Origin of the sequence: Nocardia concava NBRC 100430 (genome assembly GCF_000308815.1) — a bacterium.
In the GTDB taxonomy this organism is placed as follows: domain Bacteria; phylum Actinomycetota; class Actinomycetes; order Mycobacteriales; family Mycobacteriaceae; genus Nocardia; species Nocardia concava.
In genome coordinates this window covers 98,274-123,043 of record NZ_BAFX01000139.1, presented here as the reverse complement: position 1 = coordinate 123,043, position 24,770 = coordinate 98,274, and the positions used below count along the sequence as shown (strand labels likewise).

Here is a 24,770-nt window from a genome sequence, read left to right as displayed (position 1 = left end):
GTCTGGTAACAGATGTAGGTGACTGGTACTAATAGGCCGAGGACTTACCAACAAAGAAGCTACGCGTCCACTGTGCAGTATCTGAAACAACACACGACATGTGTTGCGGAGAGCGAAAGCTCTTGTCGCACCGCGTGGATAGTTTCATAGAGTTACGGCGGCTATAGCGGTGGGGAAACGCCCGGTCCCATTCCGAACCCGGAAGCTAAGGCCACCTGCGCCAATGGTACTGCACTCGACAGGGTGTGGGAGAGTAGGACACCGCCGGAACATCATTCGCGAAACCCCCTGACTTCGGTCAGGGGGTTTCTGCGTTTCCGGACCAGGTCTGCACCGGCTAATTCGATGGGCGGATCATCGCTCGGCTGCCAAACTTGGCGGATGAGTACGGAGTTGGAAGCGCTGGTCGTCCGCCGTACCCTGCGGGTTCCGGCTCCGGGGGGACCGATCGGCGATGGGGAGGAAGCGGCGCGGCGATTGGATTCGGCGCTGATGTCGGTGGGCTTCAAGCTTTCCGGTGAGCTGCTGATGGATCTTTCGGCGACCGCGCCGCATGTCGTGGTGGATATCGCCGTGCAGGTGCTGGCCGCCATGCGGAAGCTGGTCGAGGATCACGTGCAGCACAATGCCTACTTCATCGACTTTCCGGCGAATGTGCCGGGAACCATGCAGTTCTGGTTGTCCTGTCTGCGCGAGGTGGTCGTCGCGCCCGGCGACACGGTGAATCTGCTGGCGTTGCCCGCGTATGGGCGATACCAGCACAGTTATGAAGCCATGCTGGAGGTGCAGCCCGAGCTGATCGAGAGCGCCGGCGATCGGATCACCGTGCTGCACGCGGGGCGGGGCCTTTTCGAGGAAGCCGCGGATCTGTATGTGTCCCTGGCCGGTTCGACCACGCCGTTGAAGGATACGGACCTGGAGGATCTGCGCCTGCTGGCCGGGTACTGCGCGACCCGTGTTCCGGTAGCGGCGATTCCGGTGCGGGAGAACCGGGCGGTGGTTAATGCCGTCCTGGTCATGGCGGGGGAAGAGTTGCTGCTCGCAGACCCCACCGATGTGCTGCGCCTGGCGTGCGAGCTGTTCGGCGGGGACGTGACCTTGCGGCAGCCGACGGCCTTCCGGTCGATTCCGCGTCCGGTGCGGCGCATGCTGCTGGCCGGGTTGGATCGGATGATCGCGGCGAATCCGGGCAAGCTCGGGGATATCGGGTTGTACCGGGAGCCGTGGAAGCGGCTCGGGGAGCGGTTGCATCCGCACGAGTACGCGCAGTGGCCCTATGCCGCCGAGGTTTTCGCGGTGGCGCGGGGTGAGCGGACTGTGCGTTCGTTCGCGGCCCGCGTCGAGGAGTTGTTCGGTCGCGGGGATGTGGTGGGCGCGGCGCATGCCCTGCGGAGTGCACCCGGTCTGCTGATGCGTTCACTGGATCGCCTGCTGCGTGAAGCGCCGGCGGCCGATCAGGATGCCGTGCTGGATGCGGTGGAGCTTGCGCTGGAGCGGGTTTCGGGTCGGGTGGTGCTCTCGGTGCGGGAGCATGTGGAGAATCGCGGGTCTCGCCGGCAGCGGCTGTTCGTGAACGGGCAGGGGCGGGGCCGGGTGTTCCCCGATACCCGGCGCGCGATCGATCCGAAGGTGCTCGATCGTTTGCGCGATCTACTCGACGCGGAGGTGCGGCGTCGGCTGTCCATTACCGGGCGGGTGCTGGTCGATCCGGAGATCCTCGGTGTCGCATTGCCTTTGACGGGTAAGGCGTCGGCGACGGGTTTCGGTGTGCTGCCGCGCGGTTCGGTGTCGGCGGTGGACGGTCAGCTGTTGCGTTTCTTCGTGTACTGGAAGCAGCGGGTGCTGCGGACCGACTTCGATCTGTCGGCCCTGCAGTTGAACGCCGACTATCAGAATCCGCGGTGGCTGTCGTACACGAACCTCACCGATCAGGGTGGGCGGCATTCGGGGGATATCACCGAGGCGCCGGACGGTGCTTCGGAGTTCATCGATCTGAATCTGCGAAAGGTCCGCTCGCGCTTCGTGATTCCGCAGGTGAACATCTATGGCGGGGAGGGGTTCGACCAGGTCGAGGAGTCCTTCTTCGGATTCATGCTGCGCGATGCGGAACAGCAGGGGCGACCGTTCGAGCCGCGCACGGTGCGGATGAAGTCCGAGCTGCGGGGTACCGGCCGGGTGGCGCTGCCGATGGTGTTCATGCGCGGGGAGGACGGCCGCTGGCGGGCCAAGTGGCTGCATCTGCACCTGAAGGGCGGGGTGGCATTCAATACCGTCGAGGGGAATCGGATCTCCACGACCGATCTGGTGCGCGGCGTGGTGGAGCGTGAGTACCTGCGGGTCCGGTACCTGGTCGAGGTGCTGGAATCCGGTGCGCGCGTCGAGCTCTGGGACGGCGCTCCGGTGTCCGAGGCGGTGACCTTCATCGGCATGCAGCGGCCGGAGGGACTGCCGTCGGGCTCGCGGGTGTTCACGCCGGAAAACCTGGGTGACCTGATCCCCGCGTGACTGCTACCGTGATGCTCGGCGAGGCCATGGGGGAGCTTCCTTCTAATCCTTGTAGAAACCAGCGCCCCCGCTCTCCTCGCCGCTCGAGGCCCCCGGTTCCCGCCGGGGGCCTTGGCATTTCCGCAGTTCTTCAGGTTTGGAGAGCAGTGCTCTTGACTCGGTGCGGAAGTTCTGTGACTATTGGTCAAAATAGAGAGCACCGATCTCGGAGTAGTCATGATCAGCACCGCCTGGACCGCCGCCAACCTGACCCTCGCCTTCGTCCTGGAGCTCGTCGCCGTCGGCGCACTGGCCTACTGGGGAGTGCGCACCGGACGCGGCCGCACCGCGAAAATCGTGCTGGGCGTGGGCATGGCCGTGGCCGCCGTCGTGCTGTGGGGCATGTTCGCGGCACCGCAGGCGAGCTATTCGATTCCCGTGGCCGCGGTGGTCACCAAGGTCGCGGTCTTCGGTGGCGCGGCCGCCGGGCTCTGGCAGCTGGGCTACCGGGCGGCCGCCATCGGCTTCCCGGTCCTGGTGGTGGCCAATCTCGCGGCGATCCACTTCGGCCACCTCTCGTTCTGATCACCGCCGAGCTCGATTGGCCCGCTGGGAAATTCACGCGACAGCGGGAGCGTTGCACTGTTACGTTCACGGCACTCGACAAGCAGGAAGGGGCCGATCATGCGTACATCTCGCAACACCGTCATGGCCCGCCCGCGCTTCGAGGTGATCCTGGTGTCTTCGCCGGCTCGGTGCCGGCTGCGCGGCCGGTACTGAGTACCCCCGGACGTTTCTGATCGTCCCGGGGAATCGCGCTGTTCTGTACAAGATCAGCACGAAGGACGTATGACCGTGCGTACCAATATTTCTCGAACCAACCTGGCTACCGTTCGCAACCTCGGAATTCTCGCGCATGTCGACGCGGGCAAGACCACGGTGACCGAGCGCATGCTGTTCCTCACCGGGATCACCCACAAGCGCGGCGAGGTGCACGACGGCACCACCGTCACCGATTTCGACCCGCAGGAACGCGATCGAGGCATCACCATCTTCGCGGCGGCCGTGAGCTGCGCATGGGCCGGGCACCGGCTCACCGTCATCGATACGCCGGGGCACGTCGACTTCTCCGATGAGGTCGAGCGTTCCCTGCGCGTATTGGACGGCGCGGTAGCCGTTTTCGACGCCGTCGCGGGTGTCGAGCCGCAGAGTGAATCCGTGTGGCGGCGCGCCGACCGCTACGGCGTGCCGCGGATCGCGTTCGTCAACAAGATGGATCGTGCCGGGGCCGACCTGACGGCCGCCGTCGCCTCGATTCGGGAACGGCTGCATCCGGTTCCGCTGCTCGTGCAGCTGCCGGTGTACACCGATGAGGTATTCGCCGGCGTCGTGGACCTCGTCCACCTGCGGTCCCTGCACTGGGACGGCGGCGTCGTCGAGGGCCCGGTGCCCGAGCACCTCGCGGCGGACGTCGACCGCTACCGGCGTGAGCTGGAAGAGGCGGTGGCGGAACGGCATTCGACGGCACTCGAGGAGTTCGTCGAACACGCCGGACTGTCGGCGGACACCCTGACCGCCGCGCTGCGGGAGCTGACCCTCTCCGGCGAGGTGGTGCCGGTGCTGTGCGGCGCGGCCTACCGCGATATCGGCATCGAGCCGCTGCTCGACGCCGTCGTCGCCTACCTGCCATCGCCGCTCGACCGGCCCGCGGTCGGTACCGGCGACGATCCGCGCACCGCGGACCCGGCGGAACCGCTTGCGGCACTGGCGTTCAAGGTGCACGCCACGCCGACCGGACGACTCACCTTCGTCCGCGTCTATTCGGGCGTCCTCGCCAAGGGCGACACCGTATTGGACGCGGGCACCGGCCGCCGCGAGCGGATCGCGCGCATCCTGCGGGTGCAGGCGGACCGGCACGAGGAGGTGACGGCCGCGGTGGCGGGCGACATCGTCGCGCTGGTCGGGCCCAAGGCGGTCCGGGTCGGCGCGACCCTGTGCGCGCCGGCCGCGCCGATCCAGTTGGAGCCCCCGGCTCCGACCGAACCGGTGATGTCGGTGGCGGTCGAGGCGCGCAACAACGCCGAAACCGAGAAGCTGGCGCTCGCGCTGGCCCGCATTGCCGACGAGGACCCGTCCCTCACCGTGCGGACCGATCCGGAGACCGGGCAGACCCTGCTGGCCGGTCTGGGCGAGCTGCATCTCGAGGTCGTGGTGGAGAAGCTGCGCCGTGACCGCGGGCTGAGCGTGACGGTGGGCAGGCCGCAGGTGGCGTACCGCGAGACCGTGGTGCGCGGCGTGCGGGGCCTGGTGTACCGGCACGTCAAGCAGGACGGCGGGTCCGGACAGTGGGCGCACATCGTGCTCGATGTGCAACCGCTGAACGAATCGGATTCCGGGGCAACCGGTTTCGAGTTCGAGTCCACGGTGGTCGGCGGCCGGGTGTCGGCGGAGTTCGTCCGCGCGGTCGAGGCGGGCTGCCGCGACGCCCTGGCCGAGGGCCCGCTGGCGGGTCATCCGGTCACCGGCGTGCGGGTCACGCTCACCGATGGTGCGACGCATTCGAAGGATTCGTCGGACCTGGCCTTCCGCACCGCCGGTCGGCTCGGCATGCGGGAAGCCTTGCGCGCCAGTGCCATGGCGGTGCTGGAACCGCTGGTGGAGCTGACCGCCACGGTGCCGGAGGACCATGTCGGCGCGGTGCTGGGTGATCTCGCGGCCCGGCGCGGCCGGGTCACCGGTTCGGTCACCCGGACCGGGACCGTGGTGCTCACCGCCACGGTTCCGCTGGCCGAACTGTTCGGCTACGCAACGCGTTTGCGTAGCCGGACGCAGGGCCGGGGCACGTTCACCACGCGCCCGCTCGGCTACGCCCTCGCCCTGTAGCGGCGATCGGAGCCGGTGGCGGCGACACATCGATGTCGTCGCCACCGGCTTCCGGTGCGCGCACGGGATCCATCGAAAAGGGTTGATTGTTGTCGCGACTACAGTTACTGTTGTCGCAACAACAGATTTCCTCGATTGGAGATGGTCCCGATGATGTACTCGTTCACCGAAGCAGCCGTGATCAAGGGCGATATCGACAAGATCTGGGCGGTGGCCACCGATGTCGCCCGCTGGTCCGACTGGGATCCGCACGAGGAGAAGTCCCGCATCGACGGCGAATTCGCGGCCGGCACCAAGGGCTGGGTGAAGCCGAAGGGCGCGCCCGCCGGGCCGTTCACCATCGTGGCCGTGGAGCCGGGGAAGTCGTGGACCAGTGAGGCGGGCATTCCGTTCGGCAAGCTGCGCGGGCACCGCACCTACGAGGCGCTCGGCGACGGCACCGTGCGGGTGGCGGAGAATGTGGAGATCCACGGGCCCTTCGGGCCGTTGTTCAAGCTGATCTGGGAGAAGGCCATGCGCGCCGATATGCCGCTGACCTTCGCCGCATTGGAAGAGGAGGCGCTACGGCGTGGCTGAATCTCCGGGTAGTCGGCGAGCCGGCGGTCCGCAAGCGGAGCGGGGCGTGCCGCGGGGTCCGCTCATGAGTCCGGGCTTCTGGCTGCACCACGCCGCGCTGGAATGGCGGGCCACGCTGGAACGCAATCTGCGCCCGCTCGGGCTCACCCCCACCCAGTTCAACCTGCTGGCCTCGGCGGGCTGGCTGAGCCGGGAGGGGGAGCTGCCGACCCAGCAGCAAGTGGCGGACATGTCCGGCTCGGATCGCATGATGGCGTCCAAGGTGATTCGCGGCCTGGAGGAGCGCGAGCTACTGGTCCGCCGCCCCGATCCGGCCGATGCGCGGGTGCTGCGCATCGAACTCACCCCCGCCGGACGGGAATTGGCGAGCAAGGGTGTCCGGACCGCGGTCGACACCGACGTCCAGCTCTTCGGCGAGGACGGCGATCTACTGCGCGAGCACCTGAAACCGATAGCCGCGCACCGGCTTCCGGGCTGACCGAGGGCGATCACGTCGGAAGTCGGCAGTCACGGTTTCACCAGGATCGCGCGGGTGTAGAGCAGCGCGAAGCCGAGTCGCTGGACGTTCTGCTGGGATTTCGAACCCGGTTGGGTGATCACCACGGCGAGATCGCAGCCCGCGGCGCTGGCCTCGGCCAGCCGAACAGACAGCAGCGAGGACTGCACGCCGTGCCGCCGGTGCTCGGGATGGGTTGCCGCACCGTTCAATTGCGCGATTCCGGCGGTGATGCGCATGCTCGCGCCGCCCGCGACCGCACCGTGATGCCGGGCCAGGTATCGCCGCGCCCCGGCCACGGCACCCATGTCACGTGTCGCCCGAGCGATGATGTCCGCGGGGAACTCCTCGTGCGCGGCGAGGCCCTGGCCGTCGGGATTCGCGAATCCGGTCACCACCACATCGACCCAGCTGTCGAATTCCTCCGCGCGGCTGTGCGTCACCTCCACACCGTCGGCGGTGATCGAGGTGCGGGCGGGATCGAGTTCGAGTCCCAGCACGTTCTCGAACGACACCAGTCGATAGCCGCGCTCGGTGAGCCGCTCGGCGATGGCCGGATCACCCAGCTGGCAGACCTCCGCCTGCACCGGCGCGCCGCGCTCGGCGAACAGCTTTTCCACGACGTCGAGTTCCGCCGCGCTCGGCAACCCGCCGAACCCCAACCCGGCCACCTTGTTCAGCGGCGACCCGTCCTCCGCGAAGGAGGCCACGCCGCCGGCGAGTGGGACCACGAAACCCGCCGCCGCGCCGAGCCGCGCCCCGGAAACCGCGCTGGCCTCGGCGATCAGCTCCGCCTCGGCCCGCTCGATCCGCTCCGCCAGTTCGGTTCCGCAGAAAAGAGTTCCCTGATCAGTGGCCATGCCTCCGACCCTAATTCGGGAGCGCCCGTCCGCGCCTCCGGTTTTCCGCGCGCCGCGCCTGTCGCCACCCGATCTCGTCATTCCGGCGCGCGGCATGGCCGGGCGAGGGCGGAGAGCGGCGGATCGTAGGGTCTGGGGGTGGCTGTTGAACAAACGAGTGGGCTCGGGAACGGACTTGTCGTCGGGTTCGACCTGGATATGACGCTGATCGATTCGCGGCCGGGCATTGCCGCGGTGTGGGATGCGGTGGCCGCGAAGACCGGGGTGCCGATCGATTCGGAACTGGTGGTGTCGCGGCTCGGGCCGCCGCTCGCGGTGGAGGCGGCCGCATGGTTTCCCGAGCACGAGGTGCCGGGGATCGTGGCCATGTACCGGGAGTTCTATCCGGATCTCGCGGTGCACGCCTCCGAGCATCTGCCCGGGGTGGTCGATGCCCTGGCCGCGGTGCACCGGGCCGGCGGGCGGGTGCTGGTGATCACGGCCAAGAACGGGCCGCACGCGCAATTGCATCTCGATCATCTCGGGCTCGAGGTCGACGAACTGGTCGGCGGGGCCTGGGCGGAGGAGAAGGGTGAGGTGCTGCGCGAGCGCGGGGCCTCGATCTATGTCGGCGACCATCTCGGGGATATTCGCGCGGCGAAGGTGGCCGACGCGGTGTCGGTGGCGGTGACCACCGGGCCCTACTCGGCGGAGGAATTGGCGGCCGCCGGTGCGGATGTGGTGCTGCACGATCTCACCGAATTCCCGGCCTGGCTCACCGCGCATCTCGCCGACTAGCTCGATTCGAGTGCCGCCCTTGGCATCAGGCTGAGCGCAACGCTGTCCGCGGCGACGGCCCCCGGCTACCTTTCGGACAATGAGCAAGATCTTGTCCCGGTCGCGTGGTTTCAGCCGGGTTGCGGTAGGTATGACGGCTGCGGCCCTGGTGGCGGTGCTGGCCTCGGCCTGCTCCAACGATTCGTCCGGAAGTGGTTCGGACACCGTGTATTTCGGTGTCTCCGGCCCGAAGACCGGCAACTCGGCCGAGTACGGTCGGCTCTGGCAGCAGGGCTTCGACCTGGCGCTGGACGAGATCAATGCCGCGGGCGGCATCAATGGCAAGAAGGTCGCGCTGAAATGGGAGGATTCGCAATCGGATCCGAAGCAGACGGTGCCCATCGCGACCAAGTTCGTCGGCGACCAATCGATCATCGCCGAGCTGGGTGACTTCTCCTCGCCCGCCTCCATCGCGGCCTCGCCGGTGTACAACCGCGGCAAGCTGGTGCAGTACGGATTCACCAACTCCTCGGTGGATTTCACCAAGGGCGGCGACTACTCGTGGAGCCCGTCCATCACCTTGGACGTGTACCAGGAGCGCAATGCCGAATGGGTGCGGTCCAAGGCGAAGAAGGTGTCGGTCGTCTATCTCGAAACCGACTGGGGCAAGCAGGCTTTCAAGTTCTTCGAGCAGTTCGCCAAGGAGAAGGGCATCGAGATCGCCTACTCCTCCTCGATCCTGCCGGACTCGCAGGACTTCCGGCCGGTGCTGATCAAGGGCCGCGACGCCAACCCGGACGCGTTCGTGCACCTGGGCTACGGCCCGGACGGCGCGCTGGTGGTCAAGCAGCTGCGTGATGTCGGGTTCAACGGCCAGTTCTTCGGCGGCCAGAACACCCCGCAGTTCATCGATCTGGCGGGCAAGGCGGCCGAGGGCGACATCGTGAACGGCGTGTTCACCCCGTCGGATCCGAGCCCGAAGGTGCAGAGCTTCGTCACCAAGTTCCGGGCCAAGTTCAATACCGATCCGGGCGACTTCAACGTCTACGCCTATGACGCGCTCTATGCGCTGGTGAAGGCCGCGAAGTCGGGCGGCGCGACCCGTGAGGGCGTGCTGAAGGGCCTGCGCGAGGTGAAGGACTTCGACGGAATCGGCCTGGGCACCTTCGCCTTCGATCAGCAGACGCGACGCCCGAGCGGTGTGAAGCCGATCGAGCTGGTGCTGCAGAACGGCAAGTTCGTGCCGGTCGGAAGCAATAAGTAGATGCTCGACACGCTCATCGCGGGTCTGGTCCACGGCAATGCGTACGCACTCATCGCCGTGGGCATCACCCTGATCTTCGGGGTCAGCAATGTCATCAACTTCGCGCACGGCTCGATCTTCGCGTTCGGCTCGGTGCTGGGCTGGTGGCTGATCGCCCAGCACGGCGTGCCGTGGTGGGCGGCGCTGGTGGTCGTGGTGGCGGTGACGGCGCTGGTCGGCGTGGCCATCGACGTGCTCGCCGTGCGGCCGCTGCGGCGTGCCCCGGCCATCGCGGCGCTGCTGGCCACGGTGGCGGTCGGGCTGATCATCGAGAACGTGGTGGCGCTGGTGTTCGGACCGGACACCCGGCCGTTCCCACAGGTGTTGCCCACCAACAATATTCGCGTGGGCGGGGTGCGACTGGGCACCTCGGACGTGGTCATGTTCGCCATCACCCTCACGGTGATGGCGGGACTGTGGGCGTTCCTGCGCTACAGCCGTCACGGCCTGGCCATTCGCGCCACCGCGCAGGATCCCGACGCGGCCGCGCAGATGGGTATCGGCGTGGGCCGGGTGCAGTCGCTGGCCTTCGCCATCGCGTCCGGATTGGGCGGTCTGGCAGGCATTTTCGTGGGTCTCTACAACTCGAATATCTCGCCGACCAGCGGCGGCATCGTCGGTATGACCGGGTTCGTGGCCGCCACCATCGGCGGGCTCGGCTCGATTCCGGGCGCGGTGCTCGGCGGATTCGTGCTCGGGCTGGTGGAGGCGTTCGGCATCTACTGGTTCGGTGACGGCTACCGGGATCTGATCACCTTCGGACTGCTGGTGGTGTTCCTGGTGCTGCGGCCCGGCGGTCTGCTCGCGCGCCCACCCGCCATCGAATCCGAGCCCATGACCGGCACCTTCCTCGGCGCGGGCCGGGAGTTGAAGATCCGCCGATGGCACGCGCTGGTCGCGTTGGCCGTTGCGGGAGTGGCGATTCCGCTGTTCGCCGATGATTACAGCCTCTCGGTCGGCACCCAGATCCTGGCCTACGCGATCATCGCGGTGTCCATGACGCTGGTGGCCGGTTCGGCGGGGCAGCTGGCGATCGGGCAGGCGGGGCCGATCGCGACCGGCGCGTACACCTCCGCGGTGCTGACGGTGTCGCACGGCTGGGCGTTCTTGTCCGCCATCGTGGTCGCGGGTCTCGTCGCGGCCGTCGTTTCCTCGGTGCTGGCCGCGCCGCTGTGGCGGCTGGGCGGGCACTACGTGGCCATCGCGACACTGGGCATCGGCATCGTGACGGTGGCGATCATTCGCAACTGGGAACCGGTGACCCGGGGCAGCTACGGCATCTTCGGCATTCCCGCACCCAAGCTCTTCGGCTACGAATTCACCACGCACGCACAGATATTCCGGCTGGAGCTGGCGGTGCTGGCGATTGTGCTGGCGGTGATCGTCGGGGTGCAGCAGTCCCGGCTCGGGACGGCCATCCGCGCCATCGGCGCCGACGAGGTGGCCGCGCGTTCGGCCGGTGTGCCGGTGCGTGACTACAAGGCGCTGGCCTTCGCGCTGGCCGCCTTCTTCTCCGGCATCGGCGGCGCGCTGCTGGCGCATCAGTACTCCTACATCGATCCGACCGTGTTCAACCTGCCCATGTCGCTGCTGGTGGTGACGATCCTGGTGCTGGGCGGCACCGCCTCGCCCTACGGCGCGGTGCTGGGCGCGGTGGTGCTGATCGGGGTGCCGGAGGCGCTGCGACTCGCGCCCTCGTGGCGAATCGTGTTGTACGGCTTGGTCTTGCTGGCCGTGGTGCGGTTCCGGCCGCAGGGAATCTTGGTGAGGAGAGAGCGTGTCTCGGTCGACGCCTGATGCGGAAGCGGTACTGACGGTGACCGGACTGCGGCGCGCCTTCGGCGGTGTCAAGGCCGTCGACGGGGTCGAATTCTCGATCGCGCCGGGCGAATTCGTCTCGATCATCGGTCCCAACGGGTCGGGGAAATCGACGACGGTCAATCTGATCTCCGGGGTATTGAAGCCCGATGCCGGATCGGTACTGGTGCACGGCAAGCGAATTCGGCCCGGCAGTCCGGAGTCGGCCGCCGCGGCGGGCATCGCACGGACCTTCCAGAACGGACGGGTCTTCGGCAATATGACCGTCCGCGAGAACGTGGATGTCGGTCTGCAGACGACGCTGCGCGCCACCCGGCCGCTGCGGGCGCTGGCGAATATCCCGGTGCTGCGCTGGGTTTCGCTGCTCGCCGAGCTCGCGGTCGCACTGGTGCCGACACCTGCCGCGCGGGCCGAGCGCCGGGATTCCGCGGCCCGGATCGATGCGCAGGTGGCCCGTTTCTCCGAACGCCTCGGTCCGCGCGTCGACCACCCGGCCTACACGCTGTCCTACGCCAACCGCCGCCGCACCGAGATCGCGCGGGCCCTGGCCCTCGAACCCGATCTGCTGCTGCTCGACGAGCCCGCCGCGGGCATGAACCAGACCGAGACCGCCGAAATCGGCAGGCAGCTGGCCGAATTGAAGGCGCAGGGCCAGACCGTGCTGCTGGTCGAACACAAGATGGACCTGGTCCACGACCTCTCGGACCGGGTGCTCGTCCTCGACGAGGGCCGCATCATCGCCGAGGGCACGCCCGACGAGGTGCTCGCCGACCCGCGCGTGATCGAGGCCTACCTGGGTACCAGCCGCGTGCACGGAAAGGTTGCCGTGGATGTCTGACGGCTTCGACGAGAACGCCACGCCCATCCTCGAATTCGAGGATGTGGTGGTGCACTACGGCCCGTCCCGGGCCTTGGACGAGGTGTCGCTGCAGGTGCGCCCCGGCGAGATCGTCTCCCTGCTCGGCGGCAATGCCTCCGGCAAGTCGACCACCATGAAAACCGCACTGGGCCTGCTGAAACCGACCTCGGGCACGGTCCGGATCGACGGCGTCGACGTGAGCGCCACCCCGCCCGCGACCCGCATTCGGGCCGGCCTGGCCTCGGTGCCCGAGGCCCGCCGCGTCTTCCCGGCCATGACCGTGGAGGAGAACCTCTTCGTCGGCGGCTATATCCGCCGGGAGCGCCGCGCGGTATTGGCCGCCCGCGCCGCCGAACTCTTTGAGCACTTCCCGCGCCTGGCCGAGCGCCGCACCCAGCGGGCGGGCACGCTGTCCGGCGGCGAGCAGCAGATGCTGGCCTTCGCCCGCGCGCTCATGAGCAAACCTCGCCTGATCTGCATGGACGAGCCCACCATGGGATTGTCGCCGCTGTTCGTGGATCGGGTGCTGGACGAGATCGCCCGGCTCAATCGGGAGCTGGGCCTGGCCATCCTGATCGTGGAACAGCAGGCGGAGCTGGCACTGAGCATCGCGCACACCGCCAATGTGCTGCGCACCGGGCGCATCGTGCTGCACGGCCCGGCCGCGGAGCTCATCGGCGACCCGGCCGTGCGCGACGCCTACCTCGGAAAGGTGACCACCGTATGACCCCGCAGCGTCTCGGCTTCTTCACCCGCCTGGTCCGCACCGATCCCGCCGAGACCGCGGCCACGGTGTACCGCGAGGCGCTCGAACAGATCGACCTGGCCGAACGTCTCGGCTACCAGACCGCCTGGGTGGCACAGCATCACCTGGATCCGGCCGAGGGCGGACTGCCGTCGCCGTTCGTGTTCCTCGCCCACGCGGCCGCCCGGTTTTCGCGGATTCGCTTCGGGACCGCCATCGTGACACTGGCGCTGGAGGATCCGATCCGGGTCGCCGAGGACGCGGCCGTGCTGGACGAGCTGTCGGGCGGGCGGCTGGAACTGGGCTTCGGCGCGGGCGGATCACGGCACGCCTTCGAGCTTTTCGAACTGGGCGACGCCGACCGGCAGCGGGTCTACGCCGACAAACTCGCGAAAGTCACCGGGGCACTGGGCGGGGAGCCGCTGGTCGGTGACCGGAGCCTGAACCCGCCCGCCCCTGGACTACGGGATCGGTTGTGGCAGGCCACGTTCTCCGCCGGGGGAGCGGAGCGGGCCGGGCGAGCCGGGGACGGACTGCTGCTGTCCAAGGCTCAGCCGCGCGATCCGGCCGCGCCCGGGGCCACCCTGTGGGAGATCCAGCAGCCGCTGGTGGACGCGTACCTCGACGCGCTGCCCTCCGGTACGGCACCCCGAATCGGCGCTTCTCGAGGCGTTTTCGTGGCCGACGACCACGACGAGGCCGTCGAGCTGGCCGAGCGCGGAGCGGCGCGGTTCCTGGATCAGCTGGGCCGCAACGGCGGTCCCGAAGGGACGAACACCGTCGCCGAGGTGCTGCGCGACCTCTACTTCGGCACGCCGGACGAGGTGGCCGAGCAGCTGGCCGCCGACTCGGCGCTGCGGCACGCCACCGACTTCATCGTGCAGGCGCATCCGGTCGATCCGGGGCACGCCGCCGTATCGCGTTCCATCGAACTCATCGCCACCAAGGTTGCGCCGCAACTGGGTTGGCGATCCGACGAAAGGAATCAGCTGTGACAACGGACGTCATCGACGCCGTGCTCGGGGAGCGCGCGGAATCGGTGCGCGCACTGCGGGCGGCGCGCCCGGCGGTGATCGAGCACACGCAGGGGGTGTACTCGGCGCTGCTGGACGGTGACGCGAGCGCGAACATCGGCCGGGAACGCCTCGTCGCGGCGGCCGTGGCGGTGGCCGAGCTGGCGGGCGCGCCCGAGCTGGCGGCGCACTACGCATCGCTGGGAACCGTTCCGGCCGAGGGTGATCCGGTGCTGGCCGCGATCCTGCGGCATGCCGCGCGGGTGACCACCTCACCCGCCGCCGTGACCCGGGCGGATATCGACGCGCTGGCCGCGGCCGGTCTGGACGAGCGCGACATCGTGACGGTGGCGCAGCTCATCGGATTCGTGCACTTCCAGGTCCGGCTACTGGCCGGGCTCGAATTGATCGGAACCGACCTCGAGGGGAGTGCGGAGCATGAGTGAAGTGCGCAGCGTCGAAACGTCGCGACGGCCAAAGGGATTCACCCAGGAGCAGCTGGACTGGGTGCCGTGGGTGGAGCCCATCGCGCTGGCCGACGCCGACGACGAGCAGCGGCCCCTGCTGGAGGGCGATCGGGGAATCGGCCCGTATTTCCGGCTACTCGCGCGCAACGCCGCGGTGCTGGCCCACCGCAGCGCCAATGACAAAGAGATCTTCTATGGCCGGGAGGGTCTGGCCCGGGCCGAGCGCGAACTCGCGGCGACCGTTACCTCCCGGCACAACGGCTGCGAATACTGCGCCTCCGTTCATTCTCGTTTCACTTCGGCGCTGTCCAAGCGGCCCGCGGATGTCCAGCGGTTGCTGGACGAGGGCAATGACGTCCGGATCGACGAAACCTGGGACGCGGTCATCGATTTCGTGGACGCACTGGCCGCGAATCCGCCCCGCGCGCACGCCGGTCATCTGAAGCGCCTGCGGGAGCTGGGATTCGGCGATAACGAGCTGCACGATCTGGTGTTGTCCACCGCCTCGTTCTCGTGGGCCAACCGCCTCATGCTCACCCTCGGTGAACCGGAGGTTCCGGTGGTCATCAGCGAGATCTAGGGCTCTCTGGAAAAAATTCTAGAAAGTTCATAGGAAATCTTCCCAGGGTGGGGACCGGCTCGGTATCGTCCCGATGGCAAACAGTCAGTGACGGCACTGGCAATCTGTCGGATCGGAGCACCACCATGACGAACTTCCTTTCGGATGTTCTTGTCCAGACCATCCTGAAGCTGCTGCAGACCGGTTCGTCGAGTCTTTCTGCCAAGTAGCGCGACGAGCGCCATCTTTCGGCTACTGCGCGGAAGCCGAATCGATGACGAAGGGCCTGATCTTTGACGAGGGGATCGGGCCCTTTTTCGCGCCCGCGGTCGGTCGCTGCTCCCGGTTGTCGGGACTCGTGCTTGCCACCCGCCGGAGCGACACGCCAAATTTATACTAAAAATCTCCTCGAAAAGTATTCCGTCCAGTTCCACTGCTCTGTATCGTGTTGAACGGCAAACGATCAGTGACTTTCGGGTCAATGCGACATCGGGCCGCGAGTCTCCCCCCGGACGCGCGTCCCGAACCCGGGACGGTTCCCCTGCCTATACCCACCGTCCCGGGTGCGCCGCACTGCCCGAAGTCACTGAGCCAACTTTCGGCTAACGCGCGGTAAGTCGAAGGTGCAAACGAAGGGCCCGATCCATGACGAGGGGATCGGGCCCTTCGGTATTGTCTGGCGCAATGTCACAGGAAACGAACGCGGGAAGAATGTACGCCGGGCAGCCCGTAGAAGACCGGCAGCGGCAGCGTCGTGCGCGTTTTCTGGAGTCCGGGCTCACGGTGTTCGCGCGCGACGGATATGCCAATAGTTCCGTCGGGGCCATCTGTAAGGACGCCGGCCTCTCCTCTAGGCAGTTCTACGAGGAGTTCACCGGACGCGAATCGCTGTTGCTCGAGCTCTACGAGCAGATCGATCGCGAATCCCGGGAAGCCGTGGCGGCCACCATCGCCGAGCACTCCGACGCCAGCGCCATCGACATCATCGACGCCGCGGTCCGCGCCTACATCGAGTCCATCGGGCGCGATCCGCGCAAGGCCAGAGTCGCGCTCGTCGAAGTCGTCGGCGCGGGACCCAAGGTGGAGAAGTTCCGCCTGGAGCTGCGGCGCGCCTGGGGCGCGCTGCTGGCCAGTGCCGCCGAGGATGCCGCGCTGCACGGTGAAATCCCGCCCGGCGACTACGAAATGCGCGTGCTCGCCATCATCGGCGCGGTGAACTACGTGGTGGACGCCTGGAGCGGTTCGGAACCGCGCCAGCCGCTCGACGACGTCATCCGCGTCCTGCGGCGCGTCATCATGGGCGCGGTCAGCGCCTGACGCCGCAACCCGGTTCGAACCTCCCCCATCCGACTCCCTTTCGCGCCCGTCCGCCTCGCGGACGGGCGCGAATTTTGCGGGTAGCGTGCCGATCATGGAGACGGTTCCGATTCAGATGCCCGACGGGACCACGGTGCCGGTGCGGATGATTCCGGCGAAAGGTCCACACCGGCATCCGATTACGGCTGACACGCCGAGACCGGTGATCGTTATCGTTCCGGGACTGGGAGTTCCGGGGGAGTTCTATTCACTGTTCGGGAAGCCGTTGGCGGACCGGGGTTTCGACGTGGCGCTGCTGGAGATCCGCGGAAACGGGGACAGTAAGCCCAAACCCGGTGCGGCGAGCCAATTCGGCTACCACGAACTGGTGGCCGTGGACTTCCCTGCCATGTTCGAGGCGGTCCGCGAACGCTTTCCGGACAGCACGCCGTATCTGCTGGGGCACAGCATGGGTGGGCAGCTCGGGGTCATGTACGCCGCCCGGATCCGCGGACGGCTGGGCGGGCTCATCCTGGTCGCGTCCGGGACGCCCCATCATCGCGGATATTCGGGCCTGGCCGCGCTCGGCAGCGCGGCGCTCTCGCTGACCGCTCCGCTGGCCGGGTTCTGGCCCGGCGACACGGTCACCGCGGGCGGGTTCGGGCGGCAGTCGAAGGTGCTCATCGCCGACTGGGCGCGACTGGCCCGCACCGGCAGATTCCAGCCCGCCGGAGCCGATATCGACTACGAGGAGCGCATCGCGCGGCTGAAACTGCCGGTGCTGTCGATCACCCTGCGGGGCGATGAGCTGACCCCGCAGCGCTCGGCGCGGCAATTGCTCGCCAAGCTGCCGAATGCCGACATCACCACCTGGCACAACCCGGACTCGCTCGGGCACAACGGCTGGATCAGCGATCCCGAATCCACCCTCGACTATCTCGAAAAGTGGCTCCGGGACCGCTGATTCGGGTCAGATCAGCCGGGAGCGGGGTGCGGTCATCTTCTCCGGGCTCAGCAGTTCGTCGAGCTCGTCCTTGGTCATGGCGCCACGTTCCAGCACCAGGTCGTAGACGCTGCCGCCGGTCTTCAACGCCTCCTTGGCGATCGAGGCCGACTGTTCGTAACCCAGCTTCGGCACCAGCGCGGTGACCAGGCCGATGCTGTGGTTGACCAGTTCCCGGCAGTGCTCCCGGTTGGCGGTGATGCCGACGACGCAGCGGCTGGTCAGGGTGATGGCCGCATTGCGCAGCATCATGGTGCCCATGAGCAGGTCGTAGGCCATGATCGGCTCGGCCATGTTGAGCTCGAGCTGGCTGGCCTCGGCGGCCATGGTGACCGTCATGTCGTAGCCGATGAGCTGGAAACAGACCTGCGACACCACTTCCGGGATGACCGGGTTCACCTTGCCCGGCATGATCGACGAACCCGGTTGCATGGGCGGCAGATTGATCTCGCCCAGACCCGCGCGCGGGCCCGAGGACAGCAGCCGCAGATCGTTGCAGATCTTCGACAGCTGCACCGCGGCGCGCTTGAGCGTGGCGGAGATGGCGACGAAATCGCCGGAGTCCTGGGTGGCCTCGACCAGGTTCTCCGCCTGGACGATCGGCAGCCCGGTGACCTGCGCCAGCTTGGCGGTGACCAGTTCGGCGTAGCCGGGCGGGCTGGTGATGCCGGTGCCGATGGCGGTCGCGCCCATGTTCATCGCCAGCAGATCCTGCGAGATGCGCAGCAGGTGCGCGATGGCCTCACCGATCATGACCGCGTACGCGCCGAACTCCTGGCCCAGCGTCATCGGCACCGCGTCCTGCAGCTGGGTGCGGCCCATCTTGATGACGTCGCTGAACTCGGCGGCCTTGGCCTGCAACGCGGTTCGCAGTTCGCCCAGTGCCGCGACGGCGTTCTGCAACGAGAGGTAGACGCCCAGCTTCACCGAGGTGGGGTAGACGTCGTTGGTGGACTGCGAACAGTTCACGTCGTCGTTGGGGTGCAGATACTGGTATTCGCCCTTGTGGTGGCCCATGAGCTCGAGGCCGCGGTTGGCGATGACCTCGTTGGCGTTCATATTGGTCGAGGTGCCCGCGCCGCCCTGCACCATGTCGACGATGAAGTCCTCGCGCAGCTTGCCGTCCAGGATCTCGTCGCAGGCCGCGACGATGGCGTCGCGCTTGGCGTCGGTGATCGATCCGAGCTCGGCATTGGCAAGCGCGGCAGCCTTTTTCACGTAGGCCAGGGCGTGCACCAGATCGCCGAACTTGCGCAGTTTGATGCCCGAGATCGGGAAGTTCTCGACCGCGCGGAGGGTCTGCACGCCGTAGTAGGCCTCCGACGGGAGCTCGCGCTCGCCGAGCGAGTCGTGCTCGGTACGGATGCCGCCCAGCGGGCGGGAGGCGGCCTGCATGGCCGACAGCTGCTCGGACACGCTGCGCAGGCGCTGGCTGATGAGCTGGGCCACCCGGCCCACCATGCGGTAGTAGCGCTCGGGGTCCTCGGCGGCGATCCGGCGCATGGTGTCGCGGGAGACGGTGAGCACCACCGCGCCCGGCTTGGTGCGAGCGGTGGCCGCGTGCGGGCCGTCGTCGAGCAGTCCGACCTCGCCCAGCAGGCTGCCGGGGCCGTAGTGGCCCAGCACGGTTTCGTGTCCGGTCAGTCCGACGAAGACCTCGACCTCGCCCTCGATGACGATGCCCAGCCAGTCGCGCGGCGTGGCCTCGTGGAAGAGCACCGCGCCGGGCGGGAATTCGCGGCGTTCCGCCTGTTTGGCGAGGGCGCGCACATCGTCCGGGTCGAGGCCGGTGGCGGTGGCGGTGGTCTTGATCAGCTCGTCCAGTTGACCCACATCGACTCCTCGTCCGGAAGGGAGGTGCTCGTGTCACGACATCAACACTGGCAAACAAACCGCAATCTTTCCGCGTCGTGCGGATATCTTTCAAGAGCGACTCGGTAACAGCATGCCCAGGCACCACCACCTACTAGCCGAACAGGCGGTCGACGATGGTCAAGATGCTGCTCGAACTGGCGGTCATGTTGGGCATCATCATGATCGGATCCCGGGTCGGAGGCATCGGACTCGGTGTGTGGGGTGGTATCGGCGTCTTCGCGCTGGCGACCATCTTCGGGGTCGAGCCGACCGTGCCGCCGGTGGACGTGCTGCTCATCATCCTGTCCGTGGTGGTGGCCGCGGCGACCATGGAGGCGGCGGGCGGCGTCGATTACATGGTCCGAATCGCCGAGCGGATAATTCGCAGCAACCCCAAGCGGATCACCTTCGTGGCACCCCTGGTGACCTACGCGTTCACCGTCGGAGCCGGCACCGGGCACCTGCTGTACCCGCTGCTGCCGGTCATCCACGAGGTGGCGCGCGAGGGCGGAATCCGGCCGGAGCGGCCCATTTCCATCGCCACCATCGCCAATCAGATCGCCATCGTGGCCAGCCCGGTCTCGGCCTCGACCGCCGCGTCGGTGGTCATCTTCGGGCCCGACGGGTGGTCCATCGTGAAGATCCTGGCCATCACCGTGCCGTCCACCCTCATCGGGTCCATGGTCGGTGCGCTGTCGGTGCTCCGGCTCGGCAAGGACCTCGACGACGATCCGGAATATCAGCGCCGGCTGGCGGCGGGGGAGATCCCGCCCATCGATCCGAGCCACGCCGACCGGCCGCCGTTGCCGCCGCGCGCCTCCTGGTCGGCGGGCATCTTCCTGCTCGGCGTGATCGCCATCGTCATCTCCGGCGCGTTCCCGAGCCTGCGGCCCAGCGTGCACGGCGCGGACGGCAAGGTCGACGCGCTGGCCATGCCGTACGCCATCGAGGTGCTCATGCTCGCCACGGCGGCGGTGATCATGGTGCTGTGCAAGGTCGACGCCGCCCGGGTGCCCGGCATGCCGGTCGCCAAGGCCGGTCTGGTGGCGCTGGTCGGCGTATTCGGATTGGCCTGGCTCGGTGACTCTTTCGTCGAGGCCAACAAGACCCTCATCGTCGACAAGCTCGGCGGCATCGCCAAGGACCACACCTGGACCTTCGCGATCATCGTGACCGTGGTCGCGGCGCTCATCCTGAGTCAGGCCGCGACCACCAAAACCATGATGCCGCTGGGTATGGCGCTCGGTATCCCGTCGGCCCAGCTGGTGGCCATGCTGCCCGCGGTCGCGGCGCTGTTCATCCTGCCGGTCTACCCGACCAGCATCGCGGCGGTGAACTTCGACCTGAGCGGGACGACCCACTTCGGCAAGTACGTGCTCAACCACTCGTTCATGCGTCCCGGTCTGGTCACCCTGGTCGCCTCCATCGCCATCGGCTACGGCCTGGCGGCGATCATCGGCTGAGCGGTCGAGGCGTCACTCCTTCATGAGTTGCCGGGCGAAGAACTCGTAGACCAGCGCGGACTGGAAGGCCGACTGCTTGTTGTCGGCCGCACCGCCGTGGCCGCCCTCGATGTTCTCGTAGTACCAGACGTCGTGGCCCTCGGATTCCAAGCGCGCGGCCATCTTTCGCGCATGGCCCGGGTGCACGCGGTCGTCGCGGGTCGAGGTGGTGAGCAGGATCGGCGGGTATTGCCGGTCGGCGCTGGTGTTCTGGTACGGCGAGTACTTGGAGATGTACTCCCACTCCTCCGGCTTGTCCGGGTCGCCGTACTCGGCGATCCAGGACGCGCCCGCCAGCAGCAGGTGATAGCGCTTCATGTCCAGCAGCGGCACCTGGCACACGATGGCCCCGAACAATTCCGGATACCGGGTCAGCATGACGCCCATGAGCAGGCCGCCATTGCTGCCGCCGACCGCGCCGAGCTGCTCGTGGGTGGTGATGCCGCGGGCCACCAGGTCGCGGGCCACGGCCGCGAAATCCTCATAGGCCTTGTGCCGGTTGGCCTTCAGCACCTGGGTGTGCCATTCCGGGCCGTACTCGCCGCCGCCGCGGATATTGGTCATGACGTAGGTGCCGCCGCGCTCCAGCCAGCCCATGCCCACCCCGCCGAAATAGCCCGGCGTGCGCGAGACCTCGAAGCCGCCGTAGCCGGACATGACGGTCGGGCCGGGGGAGCCCTTGCGATCACGGTGGCGGATCACGAAATACGGGATTCGCGTGCCGTCGTCGGAGGTGGCGAAGAACTGTTCGGTCTCGATGCCGTCGGCGTCGAAGAACTCCTGCTCCTGCTTGAGCACCTCCACGCTGCCGCCCACCGAACCCCACATGAGTGTGGTCGGACGGGTGAAACCACTGGTGGAGAGCATGAACTCGTCCCCGCCCTCGAGGCGGTCCAGGTTCGTGACGCTGGTGGTGGCCATGCGCGGGGCGTCGGCCAGCGGTTCGCGGGTCCAGCCGTCCGGACCGGGGGTGAGGACGTAGAGCTTGGTCTGCACGTCCTCGAGCGTGATGAGCATCAGGTGGTTCTCGGTCCAGCCGTAGCCGTGCAGCGCCGTATGCGCGTCAGGGGTGAACAGCACCTCGAAATCGCGTGCGCCGGAGAGGAATTCCTCGAAGTTCGCGGCCAGCAGCGAACCCGCCGGATAGGTCGTGCCGTTCACCTCCCACGGCGACTTGAGACGCACCAGCAGCAGATCCTTGTACCAGGATTCGGTGGCGTCGCTGGGCACGTCGATGAAGCGCAGGGTGCCGTCGGGCTCCAGCAGGTAGACCTCCTCGTTGAAGAAGTCGGTGGCCCGGCCCAGGAAGTGGCGTTCGTAGCCGGGCGTGCGGTCGTAGCCCGCCGAGACGGCCACATCGGTGACCTCGCCCTCGTAGACGAATTCCGCTGCCTCCAGCGGGGTTCCGCGATGCCAGCGCTTCACCACGCGCGGGTAGCCGGAATCGGTGAGCGAGCCCGGGCCGAAATCGGTGCCGACGTAGAGCGTGTCGTCATCGATCCACGCGAAATCCGACTTGGCCTCAGGTAGATAGAAGCCGCCGTTCTCGGGGGCGATGAAAGCCTTTGTCTCGATATCGAATTCGCGCACCACCTTGGCGTCCGCGCCGCCGCGCGAGAGGCTGATCAGCGCCCGCTGCTGCGCCGGCCGCAGCACCGCCGCGCTGCCCCACACCCAGTTCTCGTGCTCGGTCGCGGCCAGCGCGTCCAGGTCGATGAGGATCTCCCAGTCCGGATCCTGCTTGGCGTACTCGGCGAAAGTGGTGCGCCGCCACAGCCCCTTCGGATGCTCGCGATCGCGCCAGTAGTTGTAGAGCCACGGGCCGCGCCGGCCCGGATACGCGATGCGGGTGTCGGTGTCGAGCATGGCGAGTACGCGCGCCTCGAGTTCGGCGAAGCGCTCGGACGCGGCGAATCTCTCCTTCACCACGGCATTACGCGCTTGTGCCCACTCCAGGGCGCGCTCGCCCTCGACCTCTTCGAGCCACAGGTACGGATCTGTCACGCTCTCTCCAACACCGGTCATGCCCTCATTGTTGCCGAGGCCCGCGTTCGCCGGTCGCGAACGTGTTGCCCGGGAGCGGTGCCGGCGGGCGCGTCAGCCCAGACGCACCAGCATCTTTCCGGTGTTCGCGCCGGACAGCACGCCCAGGAACGCGGCGGGCGCCTGCTCGAGGCCCTCGTAGACGGTCTCCCGGGCGCGCAGGCTGCCGTCGGCGAGCCAACCGGCGGCCCGCCCGATGTACTCGCCGAAGCTCGCGAGGTGACTGGTGACCAGCATGCCGCGCAGCGTGATCTCCCTGGTGGCGGCCAGGTACAGGTCCGGCGTGAACTCCGGTGCCGCGCCGTTGTATCCGCTGATCGCGCCGACCAGGGCGATGCGGCCGCCCGGGTGCATGGCCTCGATGGCGACCTTCAGGTGCTCGGCTCCGACGCTGTCGAGGTAGACGTCGATGCCCCCGGGCGCGGCGGCGGCCAGCTGCCCGCGCAGGTCGCCCGCTCGGTAGTCGATGGCCGCGTCGAAGCCGAATTCATCGGTCAGCAGACGGGTTTTCGCGGGCCCGCCCGCCGAGCCGACCACCCGGCTCGCACCGAGTTTGCGAGCGATCTGCCCGGCCACGCTGCCCACCGCGCCCGCCGCCGCCGAGACGAACACGACATCGCCGTCCCGGACCGGGGCGATCGCGGTCAGCGCCGCGTAGGCGGTCAGGCCGGTGGTGCCCAGCACGCCGAGATAGTGGCGTGGGTCGGCCAGGCCGGTGTCGAGCACGGTGGCCGTCTCGGCGTCCACCACCGCGAACTCGCGCCAGCCCAGGAAGTGGGTCACGGTGGCGCCCACCGGAATCGCCGCCGAACGGGACTCGATCACCTCGCCCACCGCCGAGCCCTCCAGCGCCTCGCCGAGGGCGAAGGGCGGGATATAGGACGGCTTGTCGTCCATACGGCCGCGCATGTACGGATCCACCGACATCCAGGTGTTGCGGACCAGGATCTGGCCCTCGGCCAGCTCGGGCAGCGGGCGCTCCACGAGGGTGAAGTTCGCGGCCGTCGGCGCGCCCGCGGGGCGGGCGGCGAGCTGGATCTCCCGGCCGGTACGAAGCTGAGTTGTCATGGCACACAGTCCTTTTCGTTGCGGATGGCCGTTATAGCGGCCCGTTGCCGACAACGTTATGAACCGATCGCGCCCGCCCCCAGGTCCCGCGATGCCACCGCCCGGTCCGTTTGCGCCAGGCCGGTCGGCGAGGTGCCGCGCCAGCGCTGGAACGCCTTGCGCAGGGCGCGATCGTCGGTGAAGCCGAGCCGGGCGGCCACCGCGGCCGTCGAACGGCCCTCGGCCAGTAGGGTTTCGGCCCGTTCGTAGCGCAGCAGATCGACCTCGTACCGCCAGGTGGTGCCGTGGTCGGCGAGCCGGCGCTGCAGGGATCGGCGGCCCAGCAGGAGCCGCCGGGCCACGGCGTCCAGGGTGAGATCGCCGTCGGCCAGGGCCGCGGCGAGGGCGGCGCGGAACGCCTCCAGCGGACCGGGCACGGCGCGCGAGCTCGCCAGCACCAGATCGGCATGGCTGCGGAGCAGATCGCCGAGTATCGGATCGGCGCGGTGCAGGGACGCGGCGGCGTCGTCGGCGTGGAAGGTGATGCTGTCGGCGGGCGCGCCGAATTCGATATCGGTGGTGCCGAACGCCTCGGCCAGGATCGAATGCCCGTGCGGTGCAGGGTGTCCGAAGGTCACGCGCTTGGCGCGCACAGGGCGACCGGTGGCCTCGCGGGCGCGGCGCAGGTAGTAGGCGAGGAGGTATTCGTTGACCACGGCCGACACCGCCGGATCGCCCGCGGTGGTGCGGTAGCCGACGGTGAGATCGCCCTCTCCGTCGAGCTCGAAGCTCTCGCCCGCCGCGGTGACCACGCGGTGGTACGGCTGTGCGGCACGCAGTGATTCGGCCAGGGTGGATCCGGTGGTCACCAGATAGTCCCAGGTGGTGAGGGTTCCCAGCGGTGCGGCGGCGGCCACCGCGACACCCGCGCCCGGTCCGGGTCGCAGATGGGCGATCAACTCCCACAGGCGAATCAGGGAATCGAGCGGGATCCGATTCAGCTCGACGGCGAGGGTCTGCTCGTCCAGGCCGTGAATTCCGGCCAGCTGTCCCGGTTCGGCCCCGGCCTGCCGGGCGGCGTCGCGCACCAGGCGGATGAGCTGGGTCGAAACCGTGCGGTCGAGCGGATCCACCCGCCCCACAGTAGTGATCGCACTCGTCCCACCGGTCGGTAGGATTGCGGCTTCGAAGCCCATCCGCGAGGAG

At 68.0% G+C, this 24,770-nt stretch carries 21 protein-coding genes, 1 rRNA gene and 1 pseudogene; 17 read left to right on the top strand and 6 right to left on the bottom strand.

The window, feature by feature from the left end; genetic code table 11:
* Positions 1–153: 153 nt before the first annotated feature.
* The 6 genes from rrf (at position 154) to ON43_RS32895 (ending at position 6,421) form a co-directional block, all read left to right on the top strand.
* A 5S ribosomal RNA gene (gene rrf, locus ON43_RS32920) occupies positions 154–270 on the top strand.
* 111 nt (positions 271–381) lie between these two features.
* Positions 382–2,505: a TerD family protein gene (locus tag ON43_RS32915; protein WP_040813732.1), complete on the top strand. Its 2,124-nt coding sequence runs from the start codon at positions 382–384 to the stop codon at positions 2,503–2,505.
* Between the two features lie 216 nt (positions 2,506–2,721).
* Positions 2,722–3,069 carry a YrdB family protein gene (locus ON43_RS32910; protein WP_040813730.1) on the top strand — a complete coding sequence of 116 codons (348 nt, stop codon included), beginning with the start codon at positions 2,722–2,724 and terminating at the stop codon, positions 3,067–3,069.
* Between the two features lie 264 nt (positions 3,070–3,333).
* On the top strand, positions 3,334–5,367 hold the full coding sequence (gene fusA, locus ON43_RS32905; RefSeq protein WP_040813729.1) for an elongation factor G: 2,034 nt from the start codon (positions 3,334–3,336) through the stop codon (positions 5,365–5,367).
* Positions 5,368–5,520: 153 nt separating this feature from the next.
* Positions 5,521–5,943 (top strand): SRPBCC family protein, encoded by a 423-nt coding sequence (locus tag ON43_RS32900; RefSeq protein WP_157514270.1) that lies wholly within the window; start codon positions 5,521–5,523, stop codon positions 5,941–5,943.
* Positions 5,944–5,989: 46 nt separating this feature from the next.
* Positions 5,990–6,421 (top strand): MarR family winged helix-turn-helix transcriptional regulator, encoded by a 432-nt coding sequence (locus ON43_RS32895; RefSeq protein ID WP_157514269.1) that lies wholly within the window; start codon positions 5,990–5,992, stop codon positions 6,419–6,421.
* Between the two features lie 29 nt (positions 6,422–6,450).
* Here ON43_RS32895 and ON43_RS32890 read toward each other — a convergent pair whose 3' ends face one another.
* On the bottom strand, positions 6,451–7,299 hold the full coding sequence (locus tag ON43_RS32890) for a GNAT family N-acetyltransferase (RefSeq protein ID WP_040813727.1): 849 nt from the start codon (positions 7,297–7,299) through the stop codon (positions 6,451–6,453).
* A gap of 138 nt (positions 7,300–7,437) precedes the next feature.
* Here ON43_RS32890 and ON43_RS32885 point away from each other — a divergent pair, with 138 nt between their 5' ends.
* The 10 genes from ON43_RS32885 to ON43_RS32840 all read left to right on the top strand — a co-directional run bounded on the left by ON43_RS32885 (position 7,438) and on the right by ON43_RS32840 (position 17,079).
* A complete protein-coding gene (locus tag ON43_RS32885) occupies positions 7,438–8,076 on the top strand; it encodes an HAD family hydrolase (RefSeq protein WP_245568847.1) in 639 nt (212 codons plus the stop codon).
* A 79-nt stretch (positions 8,077–8,155) separates the two neighbouring features.
* Positions 8,156–9,319 carry an ABC transporter substrate-binding protein gene (locus tag ON43_RS32880; protein ID WP_051179553.1) on the top strand — a complete coding sequence of 388 codons (1,164 nt, stop codon included), beginning with the start codon at positions 8,156–8,158 and terminating at the stop codon, positions 9,317–9,319.
* Positions 9,320–11,155 carry an ABC transporter permease gene (locus ON43_RS32875; protein ID WP_040813725.1) on the top strand — a complete coding sequence of 612 codons (1,836 nt, stop codon included), beginning with the start codon at positions 9,320–9,322 and terminating at the stop codon, positions 11,153–11,155.
* Positions 11,136–12,014, top strand: a complete 879-nt coding sequence (locus tag ON43_RS32870; RefSeq protein WP_040813724.1) for an ABC transporter ATP-binding protein — start codon at positions 11,136–11,138, stop codon at positions 12,012–12,014. Before ON43_RS32875 ends, ON43_RS32870 begins: the two co-directional genes overlap by 20 nt.
* Positions 12,007–12,762 (top strand): ABC transporter ATP-binding protein, encoded by a 756-nt coding sequence (locus ON43_RS32865; RefSeq protein WP_040813794.1) that lies wholly within the window; start codon positions 12,007–12,009, stop codon positions 12,760–12,762. Before ON43_RS32870 ends, ON43_RS32865 begins: the two co-directional genes overlap by 8 nt.
* On the top strand, positions 12,759–13,775 hold the full coding sequence (locus tag ON43_RS32860; RefSeq protein ID WP_040813723.1) for a putative FMN-dependent luciferase-like monooxygenase: 1,017 nt from the start codon (positions 12,759–12,761) through the stop codon (positions 13,773–13,775). Before ON43_RS32865 ends, ON43_RS32860 begins: the two co-directional genes overlap by 4 nt.
* Complete coding sequence (locus tag ON43_RS45140; protein WP_051179552.1) at positions 13,772–14,239, top strand: hypothetical protein; 468 nt, start codon at positions 13,772–13,774, stop codon at positions 14,237–14,239. The genes ON43_RS32860 and ON43_RS45140 overlap by 4 nt, the downstream gene beginning before the upstream one ends.
* Complete coding sequence (locus ON43_RS32850; protein ID WP_051179551.1) at positions 14,232–14,840, top strand: peroxidase-related enzyme; 609 nt, start codon at positions 14,232–14,234, stop codon at positions 14,838–14,840. The genes ON43_RS45140 and ON43_RS32850 overlap by 8 nt, the downstream gene beginning before the upstream one ends.
* Before the next feature lie 663 nt (positions 14,841–15,503).
* Positions 15,504–16,136, top strand: a complete 633-nt coding sequence (locus ON43_RS32845; RefSeq protein WP_235949243.1) for a TetR/AcrR family transcriptional regulator — start codon at positions 15,504–15,506, stop codon at positions 16,134–16,136.
* Between the two features lie 94 nt (positions 16,137–16,230).
* Positions 16,231–17,079 (top strand): alpha/beta hydrolase family protein, encoded by an 849-nt coding sequence (locus ON43_RS32840; RefSeq protein ID WP_040813720.1) that lies wholly within the window; start codon positions 16,231–16,233, stop codon positions 17,077–17,079.
* Between the two features lie 6 nt (positions 17,080–17,085).
* On the opposite strand, the gene aspA is transcribed toward ON43_RS32840, so the two are convergent.
* Both aspA and ON43_RS46920 read right to left on the bottom strand, forming a co-directional pair.
* A complete protein-coding gene (gene aspA / locus ON43_RS32835; RefSeq protein WP_040813790.1) occupies positions 17,086–18,513 on the bottom strand; it encodes an aspartate ammonia-lyase in 1,428 nt (475 codons plus the stop codon).
* Positions 18,514–18,612: 99 nt separating this feature from the next.
* Positions 18,613–18,888, bottom strand: a pseudogene (locus tag ON43_RS46920) (cyclic nucleotide-binding domain-containing protein); the annotation flags it as partial.
* 218 nt (positions 18,889–19,106) lie between these two features.
* On the opposite strand from ON43_RS46920, the gene ON43_RS32830 reads away from it, so the two are divergent.
* On the top strand, positions 19,107–20,435 hold the full coding sequence (locus ON43_RS32830; RefSeq protein ID WP_040813719.1) for an anaerobic C4-dicarboxylate transporter family protein: 1,329 nt from the start codon (positions 19,107–19,109) through the stop codon (positions 20,433–20,435).
* A gap of 12 nt (positions 20,436–20,447) precedes the next feature.
* On the opposite strand, the gene ON43_RS32825 is transcribed toward ON43_RS32830, so the two are convergent.
* From ON43_RS32825 to ON43_RS32815, 3 genes are all read right to left on the bottom strand, one after another.
* Positions 20,448–22,499: a prolyl oligopeptidase family serine peptidase gene (locus tag ON43_RS32825; protein WP_051179550.1), complete on the bottom strand. Its 2,052-nt coding sequence runs from the start codon at positions 22,497–22,499 to the stop codon at positions 20,448–20,450.
* A 72-nt stretch (positions 22,500–22,571) separates the two neighbouring features.
* A complete protein-coding gene (locus ON43_RS32820) occupies positions 22,572–23,585 on the bottom strand; it encodes an NADP-dependent oxidoreductase (protein ID WP_040813717.1) in 1,014 nt (337 codons plus the stop codon).
* Between the two features lie 56 nt (positions 23,586–23,641).
* The gene (locus tag ON43_RS32815) at positions 23,642–24,697 is read right to left on the bottom strand and encodes an AraC family transcriptional regulator ligand-binding domain-containing protein (protein WP_063712675.1); all 1,056 of its coding nucleotides are present in this window, start codon (positions 24,695–24,697) and stop codon (positions 23,642–23,644) included.
* Positions 24,698–24,770: the final 73 nt, after the last annotated feature.

Coding starts and splice junctions, on each gene's coding strand:
- ON43_RS32915 (WP_040813732.1), top strand. CDS start 382: ATGAGTACGGAGTTGGAAGCGCTGGTCGTCCGCCGTACCCTGCGGGTT.
- ON43_RS32910 (WP_040813730.1), top strand. CDS start 2,722: ATGATCAGCACCGCCTGGACCGCCGCCAACCTGACCCTCGCCTTCGTC.
- fusA (WP_040813729.1), top strand. CDS start 3,334: ATGACCGTGCGTACCAATATTTCTCGAACCAACCTGGCTACCGTTCGC.
- ON43_RS32900 (WP_157514270.1), top strand. CDS start 5,521: ATGTACTCGTTCACCGAAGCAGCCGTGATCAAGGGCGATATCGACAAG.
- ON43_RS32890 (WP_040813727.1), bottom strand. CDS start 7,299: ATGGCCACTGATCAGGGAACTCTTTTCTGCGGAACCGAACTGGCGGAG.
- ON43_RS32880 (WP_051179553.1), top strand. CDS start 8,156: ATGAGCAAGATCTTGTCCCGGTCGCGTGGTTTCAGCCGGGTTGCGGTA.
- ON43_RS32875 (WP_040813725.1), top strand. CDS start 9,320: ATGCTCGACACGCTCATCGCGGGTCTGGTCCACGGCAATGCGTACGCA.
- ON43_RS32865 (WP_040813794.1), top strand. CDS start 12,007: ATGTCTGACGGCTTCGACGAGAACGCCACGCCCATCCTCGAATTCGAG.
- ON43_RS32860 (WP_040813723.1), top strand. CDS start 12,759: ATGACCCCGCAGCGTCTCGGCTTCTTCACCCGCCTGGTCCGCACCGAT.
- ON43_RS32850 (WP_051179551.1), top strand. CDS start 14,232: ATGAGTGAAGTGCGCAGCGTCGAAACGTCGCGACGGCCAAAGGGATTC.
- ON43_RS32845 (WP_235949243.1), top strand. CDS start 15,504: ATGTCACAGGAAACGAACGCGGGAAGAATGTACGCCGGGCAGCCCGTA.
- ON43_RS32840 (WP_040813720.1), top strand. CDS start 16,231: ATGGAGACGGTTCCGATTCAGATGCCCGACGGGACCACGGTGCCGGTG.
- aspA (WP_040813790.1), bottom strand. CDS start 18,513: ATGCAGGCCGCCTCCCGCCCGCTGGGCGGCATCCGTACCGAGCACGAC.
- ON43_RS32830 (WP_040813719.1), top strand. CDS start 19,107: ATGGTCAAGATGCTGCTCGAACTGGCGGTCATGTTGGGCATCATCATG.
- ON43_RS32825 (WP_051179550.1), bottom strand. CDS start 22,499: ATGACCGGTGTTGGAGAGAGCGTGACAGATCCGTACCTGTGGCTCGAA.
- ON43_RS32820 (WP_040813717.1), bottom strand. CDS start 23,585: ATGACAACTCAGCTTCGTACCGGCCGGGAGATCCAGCTCGCCGCCCGC.